Origin of the sequence: Algoriphagus winogradskyi (assembly GCF_900182815.1) — a bacterium.
GTDB classification, from domain to species: Bacteria; Bacteroidota; Bacteroidia; order Cytophagales; family Cyclobacteriaceae; genus Algoriphagus; species Algoriphagus winogradskyi.
Window position 1 is genome coordinate 114,966 of record NZ_FXUA01000002.1, and the last position, 15,923, is coordinate 130,888.

Genomic DNA, 15,923 nt, shown 5'->3' on the forward strand with positions numbered 1-15,923 from the left:
AATATTATACAAGAGTTAGGGGTTTTGAAAACAGAAAATCCCGAGAAGCTACTCAGGATTTTTTGTTTAATTAATTATCTGGTTGTTCCTCCCTGGATTACCTGCCCAAAGAAGATGGCATTCATATAGAGTTTGTTTGTTCCAAACCAGAAAGCCCTGAAATTCATATTATCTGCAAAAGCAACAATGCGTCCTCTACCAATACCGGAAACCTGAATTACAGAACCATTTTGAATTCCAGGAAGATTGGAAGGGTGAAGATACCCTGATGCAAGAGGCTGATCAGTGTAAACAAGTGGATTTGCATAGGGATTATCCGAAGGCTCCATGAACAAATTATCATTCCTGAAGGTGTGAATATCTGAGTTTAGATAACCATAGCCGATGGGATGAGTCAGGTCTAGCGTGGCATTGAAGATTGCTCCACCTGTAACTTTTGCACCTGATTCATTTTCATAGTCCGCATAGCTTTTTTGTAAGCTTTTTTCAGGCTCGGCTCTATCACGGAACTTGAAATCGGCCACTTCATTTTGTGCTAGGAACTGAAGTGCTCCACCTTTGGCTAGTAAAGTACCTCCACTTGATACCCAAGACCTCAAGGTTGCAGCGCCAGACTTGCCAAGACCATTATATCTGCCATCGGGCATTAGGATCACGTTGTATCTATCCAGGGTGCTTCCTCCTATATTATCCATCGGAAGGAGTGTGATCGGAATTTCAAAACGCTGATCCAGTAGATGCCAGATCTCTCCGGCTTCGTAACTATCCACGCCACCTTCTATTAGCAATGCGATTTCTGGCTTATCAAGAGCCATAATATTTGGAGAACCAATATTCAAACCGCCAGTATATCCACTTGTCAATCCATATATATCTACAGTCGATACGCTCGCTATTTCAGAGAGCTTATTGAAAAAAGCCTGATCATCCAATCCACTTTCCCCTTTTCCAATCAGTAAAGAACCTCGTCCAAACGTCTTACCGTCTGCTGTGGTAAATTCCCCTGTAGCTACTCTTACCTGAAAATCAGCGTTCATCAATTTGAAGGCAGCTTTTGGCGCATAATAATCCGTCCACTCCATCGCATACTGATAAGCTCCTGCTTCACCGATTACTTTTCCAGGAGCTAAAGCAATAGAGCTTTTCGAGATTTCATTCACACTTGCCAAATTCAAAATCTGACTATTCAAGGCCATATAATCCAGATTGAAAGCCATAGGATAAGTCCAAGCAGAAATATCATAGAACAAGCTATCATTGAATGTGTTTCTTGTTTCAAACATTGCCTTGATCAATCTATACTGTGGCTGATCTGCTGGCACGATATAGGAATTTTCTTTATTGAATTCTTCACCATTTACCGTGATGTCGTCATTTAAGCTGAATACTTTAATGTCATGCTGAAGGATCAAATCAGCTAGATGATAGCTTCTTGCATCATCTTCCTTACTTCCAAAAATGTAAGCCTTATTCACATCTGCATCCACTTCCTTTTGAATGTCACTATAGAAATCCTTCATGAATTGATTTAATTCCTGACGCATTTCTTTAGCTGCCTGAAAAGAGGAAAGATTGGCCGTGAATTGATTTCTGATGGTAAAAGGAAAGCTGAGCATCCCATTTACACTTTCCTGCAAATGGCCTCGGGAACTGGCTTGCTCAAATAAAATACCTATGGAACCTTGGACATCCGGGTAGGTTGAGCCTTTTCCATAGTAGTAATCATCGTAATTCTCCTGATTGTAGTAAAGGGAGCCAATTTGGTCCAAAGCTTTCGCATGGTAGGTGCCTATTTTCTTTGTCAGTTCAAAGTTTTTCTCAGGTGTCAAAGGGTGCATTCTAGCTGGTACACCTGGCTGGAAAAAGAAGGTACTATTTGTTCCCATTTCATGAAAATCCAAGTGGATATTAGGAAGCCATTCTTGGAACACACGAACTCTGTTTCTTGATTCTGGATGCTGTACTGGTAACCAATCTCTATTTAAATCAAACCAATAATGGTTGGTCCTACCTCTTGGCCAAGCTTCATTGAATTCAGCATTGTTAGGATCGCCGTTCATGTTATAGGACTTGTGCGTATTTACCCATGAAGCAAAACGATTCAAGCCATCTGGATTAATTGCTGGGTCAAGTAGCAAAACCATATTTTCCAGATCTCCGGCTATTTCCTTTGCTGCCGCAAAATGATAGGCTGCCAAAAGTGAGGCATTGGCTCCACTTGGCTCATTACCATGAACGGAATAGCCCATGAACATCACAACCGGCATATTTGCTATGTCGGCAGATGCACCAGCAATTCTCAGATTCTTTCGATCAGCCTTGATTTGATCGATCTTGGTAAGGTTTGAAGGTGAGGTAATTGTCAAAAGAACCTGAGGCCTTTTCTCATACGTTCTACCTGTTTCTTCGAATGTCATCCGGTCCGATGCTTCCGCCACAGCCTTCATATACATCACAAGCTGATCGTGGCTCACATGCCATTCGCCCACTTCATAGCCCAAAACTTCCTTTGGCGTAGGGATGGACTCATCATAGGTATATCCAGCCGGCAAGTAGTAGCTTAGATCGACTTGAGCATAGCTACAAAGCGCGAAAAAGGATAAAATCAGCGAAAACAGACTTCTTTTCATATAGATTGGTGGTTTAACTTTTAGCTAAATTGATACTTTAGTTCCTCAAAAAAAGCTATTTTGGTTCAATGGTTAAAATAATTGAAGAATACACATGGATTTAATAGTACCTGGAGATGGGCAACTCATTTGGCAAATTTCATTCCTATTCTCTGTACTCTTCCTAGGTTTTTGGGCTTATGCGCTATTTGATGCGCTAGGAGCGGAATTTAGGGCGGCTCATAGCAAACTCATGTGGGTGGTGACTATAATACTTGCGCCAGTCATCGGCACATTTTTATATCTCGCAATGGCCAGAAGCCAGAGAAAAGAACGGCGTAGATTTAAGCCTACATTTTCAAAATCCCCTAATTCAAACTAAATGACACTTTCTTTTATTCAAAACATGGGCGGAGGCTCCATTATAGTTGTACTGCTGTTTGGTCTTATCTATGGCATATTATGGATTTACTGTCTGGTAGATATCCTTCGCTCGGAATTCAAAGATCCCAATATGAAAATAATCTGGATCGTAGTTATTCTATTTGCCCAGCTTATCGGTCCACTTGTTTACTTGGCGATGGGGAAAAGCACTAAAATAACAAATTACTCTTGATATGTTTGGACTAGGTGCTATTGGGTTAATAATTTATGCAATTACCATTTTTGATGTGGTGAGCAGTAAGTTCGCAAACCCAAACGACAAACTCATTTGGATTATTATCGTAGTACTAGTACCACTTTTAGGAGCCATTCTTTGGTTCTTGATCGGTAGAGGGGAAAGGATTTGAAATCAAAATGCTTTTCGATGTATGCCTTTTAGAGCCACTAAAGCATGAGAAGTCTTTTTTTATACTACAAGCAAATCAGCAGTTTCAACATTCCTTTTTCATTACTTATCGCTTTCCTAGCCTACATAAACGGTGGCAGTTTTGATGTTTTCTTTTTTCTCCCACTTTTGACAATTGGTTACTTACTCGCTCTATATTTATTTGAAGTAAGGTATGCGCATCAGTATTTCTTCTATTTCAATTTAGGGCATGAAAAGTTAAAATTGATTGGCTTTACTTTCGGGGTAAATGCAGCCATTGCCCTCACCTATTTCCTTATTTTTTAATTGCCTATGACTCATCACATCTTAGAAGTAGATAGTCTAATCAAGTCATTTGGCCATAAACATTTACTTACTGATATCTATCTTAAATGCTCCACAGGAGAAGTAATTGGAATTTTAGGTAGAAATGGAACAGGCAAATCCACTTTACTTCAGATAATTTTTGGGTCAACTGATGCAGAAAGTAAAAGCATTAGGATAAACGGTAAATTCCTGGAAAAAGCATTTTCAGATGGAGATAAAATAGCCTATCTACCTCAAGGCAATTTCTTGCCAAATGGCTTATCTGTTTCCTCGGTCATTCGAACATACTTTGATGAAGAAAACAGTAGAAATTCAGTTATTGCTAATACTCGAATAAAGCCGATTCTACATAAAAAGATCTCTGCACTTTCTGGAGGTGAAAAACGATACCTTCAATTACTGCTGATTCTCAATCTTCCAACAGCATTTGCCTTGCTTGACGAACCTTTTTCCCAAGTAGAACCACTCTACAGAGCGGACATCAAAGCACTCATTGATATACATAAGAAAGAAAAAGGCATCATCATTACTGATCACGATTACCTGAATCTGATGGATGTTAGCGACAAAACCTTCCTGCTTACGGGAGGAGCGCTGAAGCCAATATTGGAAACAAAACAACTCATCGAATACAATTACCTTCCTCCTGAGAAATCCGAAAAAGAGGCAGAAGCTGATGATAAGAATTTTCTTATTGACAAGCAGACATCGAAAGATCTGGGTCTAGCTATCAATTACGATGAGGAAAGTTTACTTTCTCTTTTTGAAAAGCCTGCATCCAAAGGTGGAAAAGCTTACTTGGAAAAGTTGTTTGACAACCCAACGAGAAGCAAAATCCTCCTTCAAAATAGACAGGAATCTATAAAATTCTTTCAGCAAAATGATGGCCTACTGAGGCTTGACAGAAAGCAACTTGATTTTATTACTGTCTACTTGGAGTCTGGCATAGCAGTGAATTCTTCCCAATACAGTTCGCTGTCAATCTATCTGAAAAACAAGTATCGCACCTCAAACAATTTTTACATCCAGGAAACAGGGATGCAACATGTGTTTGAATTTTTGAAAGAAGCATTACAACTGGCTACTAAAATCCAAGACCTGAACCCTAATTGGTATCTATCCAATCTTGCTTATCAGATTCAAGAACAAATCAACAGCAGCAATTTGCGGGACTTTATGGATTCCTATGGCCAAAAACCGCTTTACCTCCATTTTTCAGAGTTTGATTTTATGTTGAGAAGTAAGGGAAAGGAACAGCTCCTTTGGTTACTCGAACGCTTTTATGAATTTGATGCATACAACGCAGTAGCTCAGACAAGTAAAAAATTAAAATTCGCTTTTCCTGAATTTGAGAAAACTCAGAGTTCTCTAATAGAAATTGAAGGGTTGTTTCACCCAAAGCTGGCTAATGCTGTTGGTAATGATTTCACTATTTCAGCTAAAGAAAATATGTGTTTTCTCACTGGAGCAAACATGTCAGGTAAATCTACTTTCCTAAAGGCCTTCGGCTTGGCTATTTATCTTGCTCATTTGGGATTCCCTGTTCCTGCTGTCAAAATGAAAACGAGTATTTTCGACGGGCTTTTCACTACGATCAATCTCTCTGATAATATTAATCATGGACTAAGTCATTTTTATAGTGAAGTAAAACGAGTAAAAGAAGTAACGCGTGAGATCAAAAATGATAAAAATCTAGTCGTCATTTTCGATGAGCTATTTCGTGGCACCAATGTAAATGATGCCTCCACTGCTTCTTCTATGATAATTTCTGCTATCGCCCAGCAGCCTGGAAGTGTCTACATTATTTCTTCGCACATCATGGAGATTGCCCAGGAATTGGAAAAACAAAAGAACATTTTCTTCAAGTGCTTTGATGTGAGAGTAGTCAATGACGAAGCCATTTATACTTACAAGCTTGTAGATGGAGTTTCCAAAGACAGCCTGGGACTACACCTTGTTATCAAAGAGCAAATCTTAGAATTACTTCAAGAAAAAAAAGCTACTTCCTAATTCTACCAATAGGAAAAGCCATTACACCCATTAACTATAAATGTGCTTTAGCGCAGGGGTCAAATCTGGACATTCAAAGTCAAACCCAGCCTTCTGGATTTTTTGAGAAGAAACTCGATTTCCGCCAAGAACCATCGCGGCCATTTCCCCTAAAACTAACTTTAGTACGAAACCGGGTACTCCAATTCCAACATAAGGTTTACCCTTTGCTTTAGCTGCTGCCTGGGTTAATTGCTGATTGGTAGCAGGATTTGGTGCAACTGCATTAAAAACACCTTGAAGCGTAGTCTTTTCCAATGCAAAGACAAACATCCTTGCCAAATCCTCTATACTTATCCAGCTCATCCACTGATCTCCTTTTCCAAGTGGTGCAGCAATAGGTGGCTTCATCATTTCTCCAAGCGCTCCGCCATTTGCATCCAGCACAATGCCTATTCTCAGCATTACTGTCCGAAGATGCAATTCTTCCATTTTCTTCACCTCATTTTCCCAAGAGACGACCACTTGAGCTAAAAAATCTGATCCTGACTCATGCGTTTCATCCATTAAAGTTGTTCCGGTATCGAAACCGTAAAAACCAACAGCAGAAGCTGAAATAAACGTATTTGGCTTCTCAGCGGCATTCTCTACTGCTGTATAAAGCAATCGAGTACTATCAATTCGTGAATTTAAAATGATCTTTTTGCGCTCTTCAGTCCAGCGTTTCTCCGCCACACCTGCCCCGGCTAAATGAATGATAGCATCTGCCCATTCTACGGCTTCTGCATCTATAGTTTGCTTTTCCACATCCCATAAAAATGACTTTTGCTGTTGTTTAGATCTACTAAGCCAGGCCACTGAATATCCTTTCAGTTCCAGTAGCTGTGTGATTTTTTGGCCAATAAGACCTGAACCTCCGGAAATAAGAATATTTTTCATCTATGGGTAATTTAATTTAAGATAACCCTATATCAATCCAATATGTTAATCTTATCTGATAATATAAGACTAAGTACGCTTCTTTAAATTCAATATCTATTCCTAATTTGGCCCAACTAATTGAAAAAACTAGTTTGAACAGTACATCTATTTTTCGGTACGTACTACTCTGGATCGTTTTGAGTCTGCTAATCGGCTTACTTTCAGGGTCTGCCTCAGCTATTTTTCTGATTGCCCTGAATTGGGCAACTGATTATCGGGAATCTCATCTCTGGATCATTGGATTTCTGCCAATTGCAGGATTTGTGATAGGCTGGAGTTATTACCGATTAGGGGAAAATTCTGTAAAAGGAAATAACCTTTTACTCGATGAACTCTACAAATCCGAAAAGCCCATTCCACTTAGAATGACTCCTTTGGTCCTTTTAGGGACAGTTTTGACACATTTATTTGGTGGTTCGGCTGGACGAGAAGGTACTGCCGTGCAAATGGGAGGATCACTTGCAGACCAACTCACTAACTATTTTAAAGTTGATCCAGCAGATCGAAGAATCATATTAATAGCTGGAGTTTCAGGTGGATTTGCCTCTGTTTTTGGGACACCGCTGGCTGGAGCAATATTTGCGTTGGAATGGATGCTTCATCGGAAAATCCGATGGAAATCGCTCTTTCCTGCCTTTTTGACAGCATTCGTGGCAAATTGGGTTTGTAGCTCACTTTTCGGAGTTGCACATACGCATTATTTGGTGGATCTGGTGCCGCCGCATACTTTGATGAACCTACTCTGGATCATTCCAGCTGGAATTGCATTTGGGTTATCCGGGAGATTATTTGCCCAAAGCAATCATTTTTTTTCTCATCTATTTTCTAAACACATCTCCTACCCACCGCTTCGCCCGGTCATAGGCGGACTGGTGATCGCGGGAATTGTATACTTTTCGGACAGTACGACCTACATCGGACTAGGTATACCCAGGATAGTAGAAGCTTTCGAGACTCCATTACCTTGGTACGATTGGTTGGCGAAAACTGGCCTGACCAGCTTTACTTTGGGTGCTGGCTTCAAAGGTGGAGAAGTAACACCACTGTTCTTCACAGGAGCTACCCTGGGTAATGCCCTTGCTACTTGGATTCCACTTCCCTTGGCCTTGATGGCAGGTATGGGTTTTGTCGGTGTGTTCTCGGGAGCCACCAACACCCCATTGGCATGTACAGTAATGGGAATGGAGTTATTTGGATATGAAACAGGGATATATTTGGGAATTGCTTGTTTGATAGCCTACCTTTTCAGTGGCAAATCGAGTATCTATTCATCACAAAATCTGGATAAGAAATTCCATTTGTATCCTGCAGAAGGGATTTTTAACTTTTCCAGAAAAAAGTCCCAAGAGAAAGATTGATATTCCTTTAAAGTCTATTGCTAACCCATGAAGTTCAAGCTGAAAATTTTTTCTAACCCTGATCGCAATATCATCTTTCTCAATAAGGTGATTAAGGTGCAGGAAAAAGTCGTTCAGATCAGTAGCATGTTTGCCTTTGGTCTCTTGCTATTTCATTTTGGGTATTCTACAGACCCTCAAAATGAGGTCACTGCTTCTGAGCTCTTCAACATCTCCCTAATCCTCATAGGAGTTGGTTATCTTCTTAGAGTTTTATTGGTAGAAAAATCAATTTTTCCTGCACGTGTAATCCTTGAGTTACTTCTTTCGCTTTTAATGATTCTTACTTCATTAGTCCGCTGGAATGTGCTAGGAGATGAAATAACTCAATTGGTTTTGGATTTCACAGCACATTATCATCTCATTAATGGTCTGGTTATCGTCTTATTTTTCATAGAGCTCAGCAAATTTAGTCTCACCATAAATGAACTAAAACTCAGCCCTTCATTAGTTTTTATACTCTCTTTCATTCTGCTCATCTTCGTGGGAACGGGCCTGCTAAGCCTTCCTGAAGCTACTACTAGGGATATAAGCTTCATAGACGCCTTGTTCACGGCGACTTCTGCTGTATGTGTCACGGGCCTGATCGTACTGGATACTGCCAAGGATTTCACGTTTTTTGGCCAGGTAGTAATTATGATTTTGTTCCAAATTGGTGGACTTGGAATCATGGTATTCACGAGTTTCTTTGGCTTCTTTTTTAAGGGTAGTTATTCCATAGAAAACAGACTTTTCATACGTGATTACATCAATGAGAACAATGTAAATGAGATTTATACAACCCTATTTAAGATCATTTCCTTTACCGTTTTGGTGGAAGGATTCTGCGCCTTTTTGATCTATCATTTTACCGACTCTGCACAATTTTCAGGCCGTGGAGATCAGCTATTCTTTTCGCTTTTCCACGCGATCTCAGCTTTTTGCAATGCAGGGTTTTCTACGCTAAGCAACGGGCTCTATGAGGAAGGTTTCCGAGAAGCTTATAATATGCATTTGGCGATTGCACTGGCGATTGTACTTGGTGGAATAGGTTTTCCTGTAGTGCTGAATTATTATTCTTATGTAAAGCACCTAGTAGTAGGCTATGTGAAAAGTATCCTCGGGATAGAAAAATACAGACATACCCCAAGAGTATCCAGCGTCAACACACGATTGGTAGTATATACTACCGGCATTCTCCTGGTAATCGGTATGGTCGTCTATGCAATATCAGAGCAGGGGCATACCCTAAAAGGACTGAGTCCCTATGGTAAATTTGTGACTACAGTTTTTGGGGCAGTGACCCCAAGAACTGCGGGGTTCAATACGGTGGACATGCGGGAATTAGCTGTTCCCACCGTTCTGGTTTACCTTTTTCTAATGTGGATCGGCGCTTCGCCTGGATCTACAGGAGGAGGGTTAAAAACAAGCACATTTGCGGTAGCTATGCTTAACACATTTAGCATAGCTTCTGGCAAAACAAGAGTAGAGGTATTCAGACGGCAGATTTCAAATGAGACACTGAAGAAAGCATTTGCGGTGATTTCCCTTTCGGTGTTGGTCATGGGTTTAGGAGTTTTCCTCCTGATGGTTTTTGATCCCGAGCTCCCCATGATTGATGTTGCTTTCGAAGTTTTTAGCGCATTTTCAACAGTAGGACTCACGCTAGGCATTACCTCACAATTAAGTTTAGGAAGTAAATTAGTATTGATGGTAATAATGCTTATCGGAAGGGTGGGAACACTCACGATTTTAATTGCAATCGTTCGTAGGATAGGAGAACAACGGTACAAATACCCTGAGGAAACCGTTTATATAACGTAATCGAGAAGACATGAAATATATAATAGTAGGAATTGGAAATTTCGGAGGCTATCTAGCCAAGCGCTTGACTAATCTAGGTCACGAAGTGATTGGCGTGGATTCTAGTGAAAGTCGGATAGAGTTGATCAAAGATAGCATCACGCACTCTATCGTAATGGACGCCACAGATCAGGCAGCCGTAAAAAACCTCCCCTTAAAAGACACTGATGTCGTCATCATAGCGATCGGGGAGGATATCGGGGCTTCTATCATGAGCACAGCTATTTTTAAACAATTAAAGTCCAATCGTATCATCGCGCGAGCTATCAACCAACTTCATGAAACAGTAATTCAAGCCATCGGCGTAGACGAAATCATTCACCCAGAGGAGGAAACTGCCGATCGTCTGTCGAAACGCCTAGAGATGAAAGGCGTCCTGGATTCCTTGGAGATCTCTGATGAATATAACATCGTAGAGGTAAAAGTGCCTAGCCGATATGTGGGAATGACTGTAGCAGAAGCAGACATCAGAAAAGAATTTTACCTCAATATCCTTACGATTATTAAAATAGAGCAGCGAAAAAATCTTTTAGGAATTAATACGCCATACAAAAACGTGATCGGAGTAGTAACACCAGAATACAAATTCGAAAATGAGGATGTGTTGCTGCTTTTTGGGAAAATAAAAAACATACAAGATTTTCTAAAGCTCGGAGATTAAAATAGCTTTTCTCCACAATTTTTGCAGTAGTTATCTGCTGCATGAATTGGGCTAAATCTGCATTTTGGGCATCTGTTATTTTCTAACAGTTTCTCGTCCTTCCTTTTCTGTGCCGCCATTTCTGATGAAACAATCCCCGTAGGCACAGCAATTATTGCATAACCCAACAGCATAATTAGCGACGAAACTAACTGTCCGAGAGGAGTCACGGGATAAATATCTCCAAAACCCACCGTTGTCAAAGTCACTATCGCCCAATACATTCCGATTGGTATACTAGTAAAGCCGTGCTGTGGCCCTTCGATAATAAACATGAACGTGCCCATGATCAGTACAATTGTCACCACAAAACCTATGAAAATCAGTATTTTGTGAGAACTCGATTTCAGAGATTTAGTTAAATACTCCGCCTCCGCGACGTAGCGGCCAAGTTTCAAGATCCGTATCACCCTCAACAGACGCAATGCTCTTACTACCGTGAAAAGTTGGGAATTGAGCACAAAGAAACTGAGGTAAGAAGGCAAAATGGCTAGCAAATCTACCACTCCAAAAAAGCTAAAAATATACCCGCTAGGCTTGCGCGATAGCCAAACTCTAAGAAAGTATTCAATGGTAAATAGAATGGTAAAGACCCATTCCAAAATCAAAAAGACCTCTCCGAATCTAGCTCGTAGGCTTCCGACCGAATCTAAAATTGCCACGAAAATACTTCCGAAAATCATAAATAAGAGTACAATATCGAAGGTCTTCGAAGCCCAATCATCAGACTCAAATACAATATGAGCAAGGCGTTTTTTGGTGAGTTTCATAGGGGAATTTAGAAAAATTTATAAGCCAAAACCAACCCTAGTCTAGGTAATAAATGCGCTTCACTCGGGTACTAATATTAGTCAGAAGTTCATATGGGATCGTACCGATCTGATCCGCAAGCTCTTTCAACGAAATTTTCTCTCCGTATACAATTGCCTCATCACCAGCTTTCACGTCCATTCCGCTCACATCCACCATGCACATGTCCATACAGACATTCCCGATCACAGGAGCTTTTTTTCCATTGATTAACACATAGCCTTTACCATTGCTAAACCGCCGATCATACCCATCTGCATACCCAAGCGCAAGGGTAGCTATTTTACCTCCAGAGATTAGGATGCCTTTTCTCGAATACCCAATTGTTTCTCCTGGTTCAAGAGTTTTTATTTGAGAAATTGTAGTTTTTAAGGTACTGATTGGCCGCAAGGCTAACGCATGTTTTCCTGTCACTTCAACTCCATAAAGGCCGATTCCCAACCTTACCATATCGAATTGAAAGTCTGGAAACGCAACGATTCCAGCTGAATTGAGAGCATGAATGAGCGGTTTGTAAGTGATCACTTGCAGAATATCATTTTTCATCTTTTCAAAAGCCTTCAATTGAGATAAAGAAAACTCCTGATGAATCTCTTCATCCGCCCCAACCAAATGAGTATAAACAGAAGCAATCTCCAATTGCGGATTTGCCTGAATTAATTCCTTCAATCCATCCAGCTGCTTTCTCTCAAAACCCAATCGATGCATTCCCGTATCTATGTCGAGGTGAATACGCATGGTCCTATGATGAATGGTACACCAAGACGCCAAACTCTCAAAAAACTCAGGACTAAAAACTACCGGTTCCAAATCAAACTCACTACAAAGCTCAAACGATTCCTCCATAGTATTAAGCACCATTATTGGCAGCTTGATACCCTGCTTACGCAAAGCGACGCCTTCGTCAGAAAAAGCCACACCTAAGTAGTCCGCCCCCATGGTCTGAATTTGATTGGCGATTTCTACAGCTCCACCTCCGTATGCAAAAGCTTTTACCATTACCATAACTTTGGTCTTTGGGGAAAGAAGCTTTTTATAAAAATTATAATTATGAGTCAGCGCATTCAGATTGATCTCTAATGTAGTCCCGTGGATTCTCTGCTGAAGTCGATTGACTACTTCTTCAAATCCAAAAACCCTTGCTCCTGTGATCAATATCATATCATTCGCAAAAGCCTCAGGGTCAAGACTAGACAGAAGCTCTCCCGTAGAAGTAAATCCCTTGAAAAATTCTGGGAACTCCCTTTCCAATAAGAATATCTCTTTACCAACTCCAAATATCTGATCGAATTGATATTTTCTTATCAGCTCGGTGACTTCTTCATAAATTTTCTCAGGAGAACCTTGCTGAAGCAAATCCGACAAGATCAGTATTTTGCGACGTTTTGGACGCTGCTGTTGCATAAAGTCCAGCGCCACTTTCAATCCGGCCAAATCATTGTTATAGGTGTCATCAATCAGCAGGGAATCGTTTATTCCTGGCTTTAGCGTAAGTCGCATATCTACCGATTTGAGGTGTGATATGCCTTCTTGGATAGATTCTGGGCTTTGCCCCAAAGTCATCGCGGCTATGATGACATGGGTGATATTTTCGAGTGAAGCCATATCAGAAAAGGGCACCTGAAATGTATGTGTACTCAGGTCTGATTTCATCAATATAAGGCGAGCACCGCTCTCCTTCAATTTCACCGATCTGGTAAATTCATAGCCAGCTCTGTCCGACCAACCTATAAGCTTTTCAGCAGGAAATAAGGCCTCTATTTGATCAGAAACCAATTTTTGATCAGCACAGTAAATCAGGAGATTAGAATCTTCAAAAATCGAAAGCTTCTCATTAAGCTTTGATTCCAAGCTTTCAAACCCTTCCTGATGAGCGGTTCCAAGGTTGGTAAAAATCCCCAAATCTGGCTTGATCATTTCTTCCAAAGCTGCCATTTCTCCAGCCTTCGAAATTCCTGCTTCTAAAATTGCCACTTGATGATAGGTCTCTATTCCGAAGATGGAAAGAGGAACACCTACCTGAGAATTGTAGCTTTTTGGGCTTTTGGCTACAGCGTACTTTTGTCCCAAGATCTGTCCTAGCCATTCTTTTACAATAGTCTTACCGTTGCTGCCAGCGATGCTCACCACAGGATTTGTAAAGAGAGATCTTTCGTATTTGGCCAAAAGCTGCAAGGCTCTTCGGGTATCGGCAACTTTGATTATGCAAATATCCGGAAAGACGTTCTCATCAAAATCGTGATGAACCAAGAATGTCTTTACTCCAAATTCAGCTAATTGTGGAATGAAATCAGCTCCATCAGCTTTTGCTCCCCGGAGCGCTACAAATAGTGTTTTTTCGGGATGAAGAATCTGTCTGGAATCGATTGCAATTTGAGAAATAAAGAGCTCATCATTTCCATTGAAAAGCAATCCCGCGGTGATTTCTACGATTTGTGGTTGACTAACTTCCTGAAACATCTTGTCCCGGATTTATTTTCTTGTTCTTTTTCTTGAAAAACACCTGCTTAATCCATCTAGGAAGGAAAAATGCTCCCAAAATCAAGTATGGATAATAGGATAAAAGTCTCCATAAGATACTGGTAACGAATGTGTAATTTCCCAGAAACTCTGTAAAGAATTGCCCAAAGAAAAACTCAGCCGTTCCACTACTGCCTGGAGTCGGGGATATCATCATCACGATCCACATAATCACCTGCCGGGCAAATACGATAACATGCTCAAAGGCCGCCAAAGGGACAAATGCAGAAATCAAAGCATTAAGCATCAGATACCTTGAGCTCCAAATTAGGATAGTCGCTACGACAATTGGGACCCAGTAATTCCATTTTTTACCCGATAGTTCTCTTGATGCTATGATGATTTGGTCACCATATTCCTGAGCATCATGCTTCCACTTCCGAAGCCATTTAATTGAAAATATTTTGATTAAAACCCATTTGAAGACTCTGGGTCTATAAAATAATGCTGCAGCCATCACCATACTGTATGCAGCATACAGTGAATAAGAAATCCAGAATATGGCTTCCATACTGTTTTCCAATTGCATTTCCAGCACCTTACTCGTTGGGAAAATATTTCCTTTTGCAAAAAATAGAATAATTGGAGCTCCGATTACAAAAAATAGATTGTCCAAAATAGCGGTGACCATCACATAGGCAACAGCCCTTCCCAGCTTGATTCCTTCCTTATTCAATATAAAAATAGCCACTGCAGAACCTCCTACTACTGAGGGAGTCACTGCAGAAGCAAATTCCCAAAGGATGATTACATAAATAGCCCGCTTCCAAGTCAGATGCCTATCTGTAATCTCACGAATTCTAAAAACATACCCAGCATCGCGAAACAAAATGACTAAAACGGCCACAACAATCCACGGAATCGATGCATCAAAAATCCCACTTAATGAGTCTTTGTTTACCGAGGGATCAAAGTAAAACATCGCGAAAACAATGGCTAAACCTATGATAACCGGAACCCAGATTTTATTAGGATTGAGTGTTTTAAAGATCTTTTTGTTATCCAGTTTCATCTGTTTAATAGCTTTTTTGGTATCATTCCGATAAGTATCGGGCTGAATTTCGCGCCGAGAAGAAATATGGGGGTATTTGCCACCTGCGACATGCTCGATTTCATAGGCTAGGCTACAGCTATTGGCTCAGTCTTTTCCACCCAGAAATTATTAAAACCATCCCCTATAATGATGGTAACCAGTGAAAGTTGAAGTAATTCTAAAATTGCTAGAAAGGTATAAATCACAAAAATCTTATCGGGTTTGTAGCTGATGAATTCATCAAAAGGCACTTTTTTCTTAAAACTGATTTTCTCAAGGACAAAATCCTTTTGCTGGGCAATCGTATAGGGATACTGAATCACGGTGTGTTTTGTTTCATCTACACGGGCTGCCATTTTAGCCATTGTCCGCTGAAAAACCTTTAGCATTTTATATAAATCCATGTCCTGCATCTCTGCATCCACATCATCTATTTTACTAAGCGACTTCAATTCTGCTGCAATATTTCCCCGCTTTTGCTTGGACATTTCTTCACCTTCCATAGATGAAAGCTCTTCAATAACAGATTTGTACTTCTTGTATTCCAGTAGATTCCTGATCAGTTCCTCTCGTGGGTCAATTTCTTCTCCCTCCTCATTTAGCTCCGGTCTTGGCAAAAGCATTCGCGACTTAATCTTCATCAGCGTAGCTGCAAAAAGGATAAAATCACTTGCAACCTCCATTTCCATTTGCTCCATCTGGTGGACATAATCCAAGAAGTCATTGGTAATCTTGGATATAGGAATATCGTATATGTCCAGTTCATCACGCTCGATGAAGAAGAGCATGAGGTCAAAAGGACCTTCGAAGAGAGGTAATTTGATTTCGAAACTCAAAGGATATCTAAATTATTGGTTAATTTTGCCACCTTGTTGTCAAAGATATTCAATTAAGCTAAATTAAT

Annotated in this window: 14 protein-coding genes; 8 read left to right on the forward strand and 6 right to left on the reverse strand. The window is 40.4% G+C overall.

What is annotated here, in order from left to right; genetic code table 11:
• Nucleotides 1-74: 74 nt before the first annotated feature.
• Nucleotides 75-2,630 carry a M14 family zinc carboxypeptidase gene (locus QOL76_RS04860; protein ID WP_283411906.1) on the reverse strand — a complete coding sequence of 852 codons (2,556 nt, stop codon included), beginning with the start codon at nt 2,628-2,630 and terminating at the stop codon, nt 75-77.
• Between the two features lie 94 nt (nt 2,631-2,724).
• Between QOL76_RS04860 and QOL76_RS04865 the strand changes: the two genes are divergently transcribed.
• The 5 genes from QOL76_RS04865 to QOL76_RS04885 are packed head-to-tail and all read left to right on the forward strand — an operon-like array spanning nt 2,725 to nt 5,757.
• Nucleotides 2,725-2,991, forward strand: a complete 267-nt coding sequence (locus QOL76_RS04865; RefSeq protein WP_283411907.1) for a PLDc N-terminal domain-containing protein — start codon at nt 2,725-2,727, stop codon at nt 2,989-2,991.
• A complete protein-coding gene (locus QOL76_RS04870; RefSeq protein ID WP_283411908.1) occupies nt 2,992-3,225 on the forward strand; it encodes a PLDc N-terminal domain-containing protein in 234 nt (77 codons plus the stop codon). It begins immediately after the preceding gene.
• Nucleotide 3,226: 1 nt separating this feature from the next.
• The gene (locus QOL76_RS04875) at nt 3,227-3,400 is read left to right on the forward strand and encodes a PLDc N-terminal domain-containing protein (RefSeq protein ID WP_283411909.1); all 174 of its coding nucleotides are present in this window, start codon (nt 3,227-3,229) and stop codon (nt 3,398-3,400) included.
• A 44-nt stretch (nt 3,401-3,444) separates the two neighbouring features.
• Complete coding sequence (locus tag QOL76_RS04880; protein ID WP_283411910.1) at nt 3,445-3,726, forward strand: hypothetical protein; 282 nt, start codon at nt 3,445-3,447, stop codon at nt 3,724-3,726.
• Between the two features lie 6 nt (nt 3,727-3,732).
• Nucleotides 3,733-5,757 carry a MutS-related protein gene (locus QOL76_RS04885; protein ID WP_283411911.1) on the forward strand — a complete coding sequence of 675 codons (2,025 nt, stop codon included), beginning with the start codon at nt 3,733-3,735 and terminating at the stop codon, nt 5,755-5,757.
• 30 nt (nt 5,758-5,787) lie between these two features.
• Here the strand turns inward: QOL76_RS04885 and QOL76_RS04890 are convergent, their stop codons facing one another.
• On the reverse strand, nt 5,788-6,675 hold the full coding sequence (locus tag QOL76_RS04890; protein WP_283411912.1) for a TIGR01777 family oxidoreductase: 888 nt from the start codon (nt 6,673-6,675) through the stop codon (nt 5,788-5,790).
• Nucleotides 6,676-6,854: 179 nt separating this feature from the next.
• Between QOL76_RS04890 and QOL76_RS04895 the strand changes: the two genes are divergently transcribed.
• The 3 genes from QOL76_RS04895 to QOL76_RS04905 are packed head-to-tail and all read left to right on the forward strand — an operon-like array spanning nt 6,855 to nt 10,617.
• Complete coding sequence (locus QOL76_RS04895) at nt 6,855-8,075, forward strand: voltage-gated chloride channel family protein (protein ID WP_346771397.1); 1,221 nt, start codon at nt 6,855-6,857, stop codon at nt 8,073-8,075.
• A 27-nt stretch (nt 8,076-8,102) separates the two neighbouring features.
• Nucleotides 8,103-9,917, forward strand: a complete 1,815-nt coding sequence (locus QOL76_RS04900) for a TrkH family potassium uptake protein (protein ID WP_283411914.1) — start codon at nt 8,103-8,105, stop codon at nt 9,915-9,917.
• Nucleotides 9,918-9,927: 10 nt separating this feature from the next.
• Nucleotides 9,928-10,617 carry a potassium channel family protein gene (locus QOL76_RS04905; RefSeq protein ID WP_283411915.1) on the forward strand — a complete coding sequence of 230 codons (690 nt, stop codon included), beginning with the start codon at nt 9,928-9,930 and terminating at the stop codon, nt 10,615-10,617.
• Here QOL76_RS04905 and QOL76_RS04910 read toward each other — a convergent pair.
• The 4 genes from QOL76_RS04910 to QOL76_RS04925 form a co-directional block, all read right to left on the reverse strand.
• On the reverse strand, nt 10,614-11,426 hold the full coding sequence (locus QOL76_RS04910; RefSeq protein ID WP_283411916.1) for an ion transporter: 813 nt from the start codon (nt 11,424-11,426) through the stop codon (nt 10,614-10,616). The two genes, QOL76_RS04905 and QOL76_RS04910, sit on opposite strands and share 4 nt — an antisense overlap.
• A gap of 37 nt (nt 11,427-11,463) precedes the next feature.
• Nucleotides 11,464-13,926, reverse strand: coding sequence for a bifunctional UDP-N-acetylmuramoyl-tripeptide:D-alanyl-D-alanine ligase/alanine racemase (locus QOL76_RS04915; RefSeq protein WP_283411917.1), 2,463 nt, complete (start codon nt 13,924-13,926; stop codon nt 11,464-11,466).
• Nucleotides 13,910-14,998, reverse strand: coding sequence for a lysylphosphatidylglycerol synthase transmembrane domain-containing protein (locus QOL76_RS04920; protein WP_283411918.1), 1,089 nt, complete (start codon nt 14,996-14,998; stop codon nt 13,910-13,912). The genes QOL76_RS04915 and QOL76_RS04920 overlap by 17 nt, the downstream gene beginning before the upstream one ends.
• 107 nt (nt 14,999-15,105) lie before the next feature.
• Nucleotides 15,106-15,855 (reverse strand): segregation and condensation protein A, encoded by a 750-nt coding sequence (locus QOL76_RS04925; protein ID WP_283411919.1) that lies wholly within the window; start codon nt 15,853-15,855, stop codon nt 15,106-15,108.
• Between the last annotated feature and the right edge of the window lie 68 nt (nt 15,856-15,923).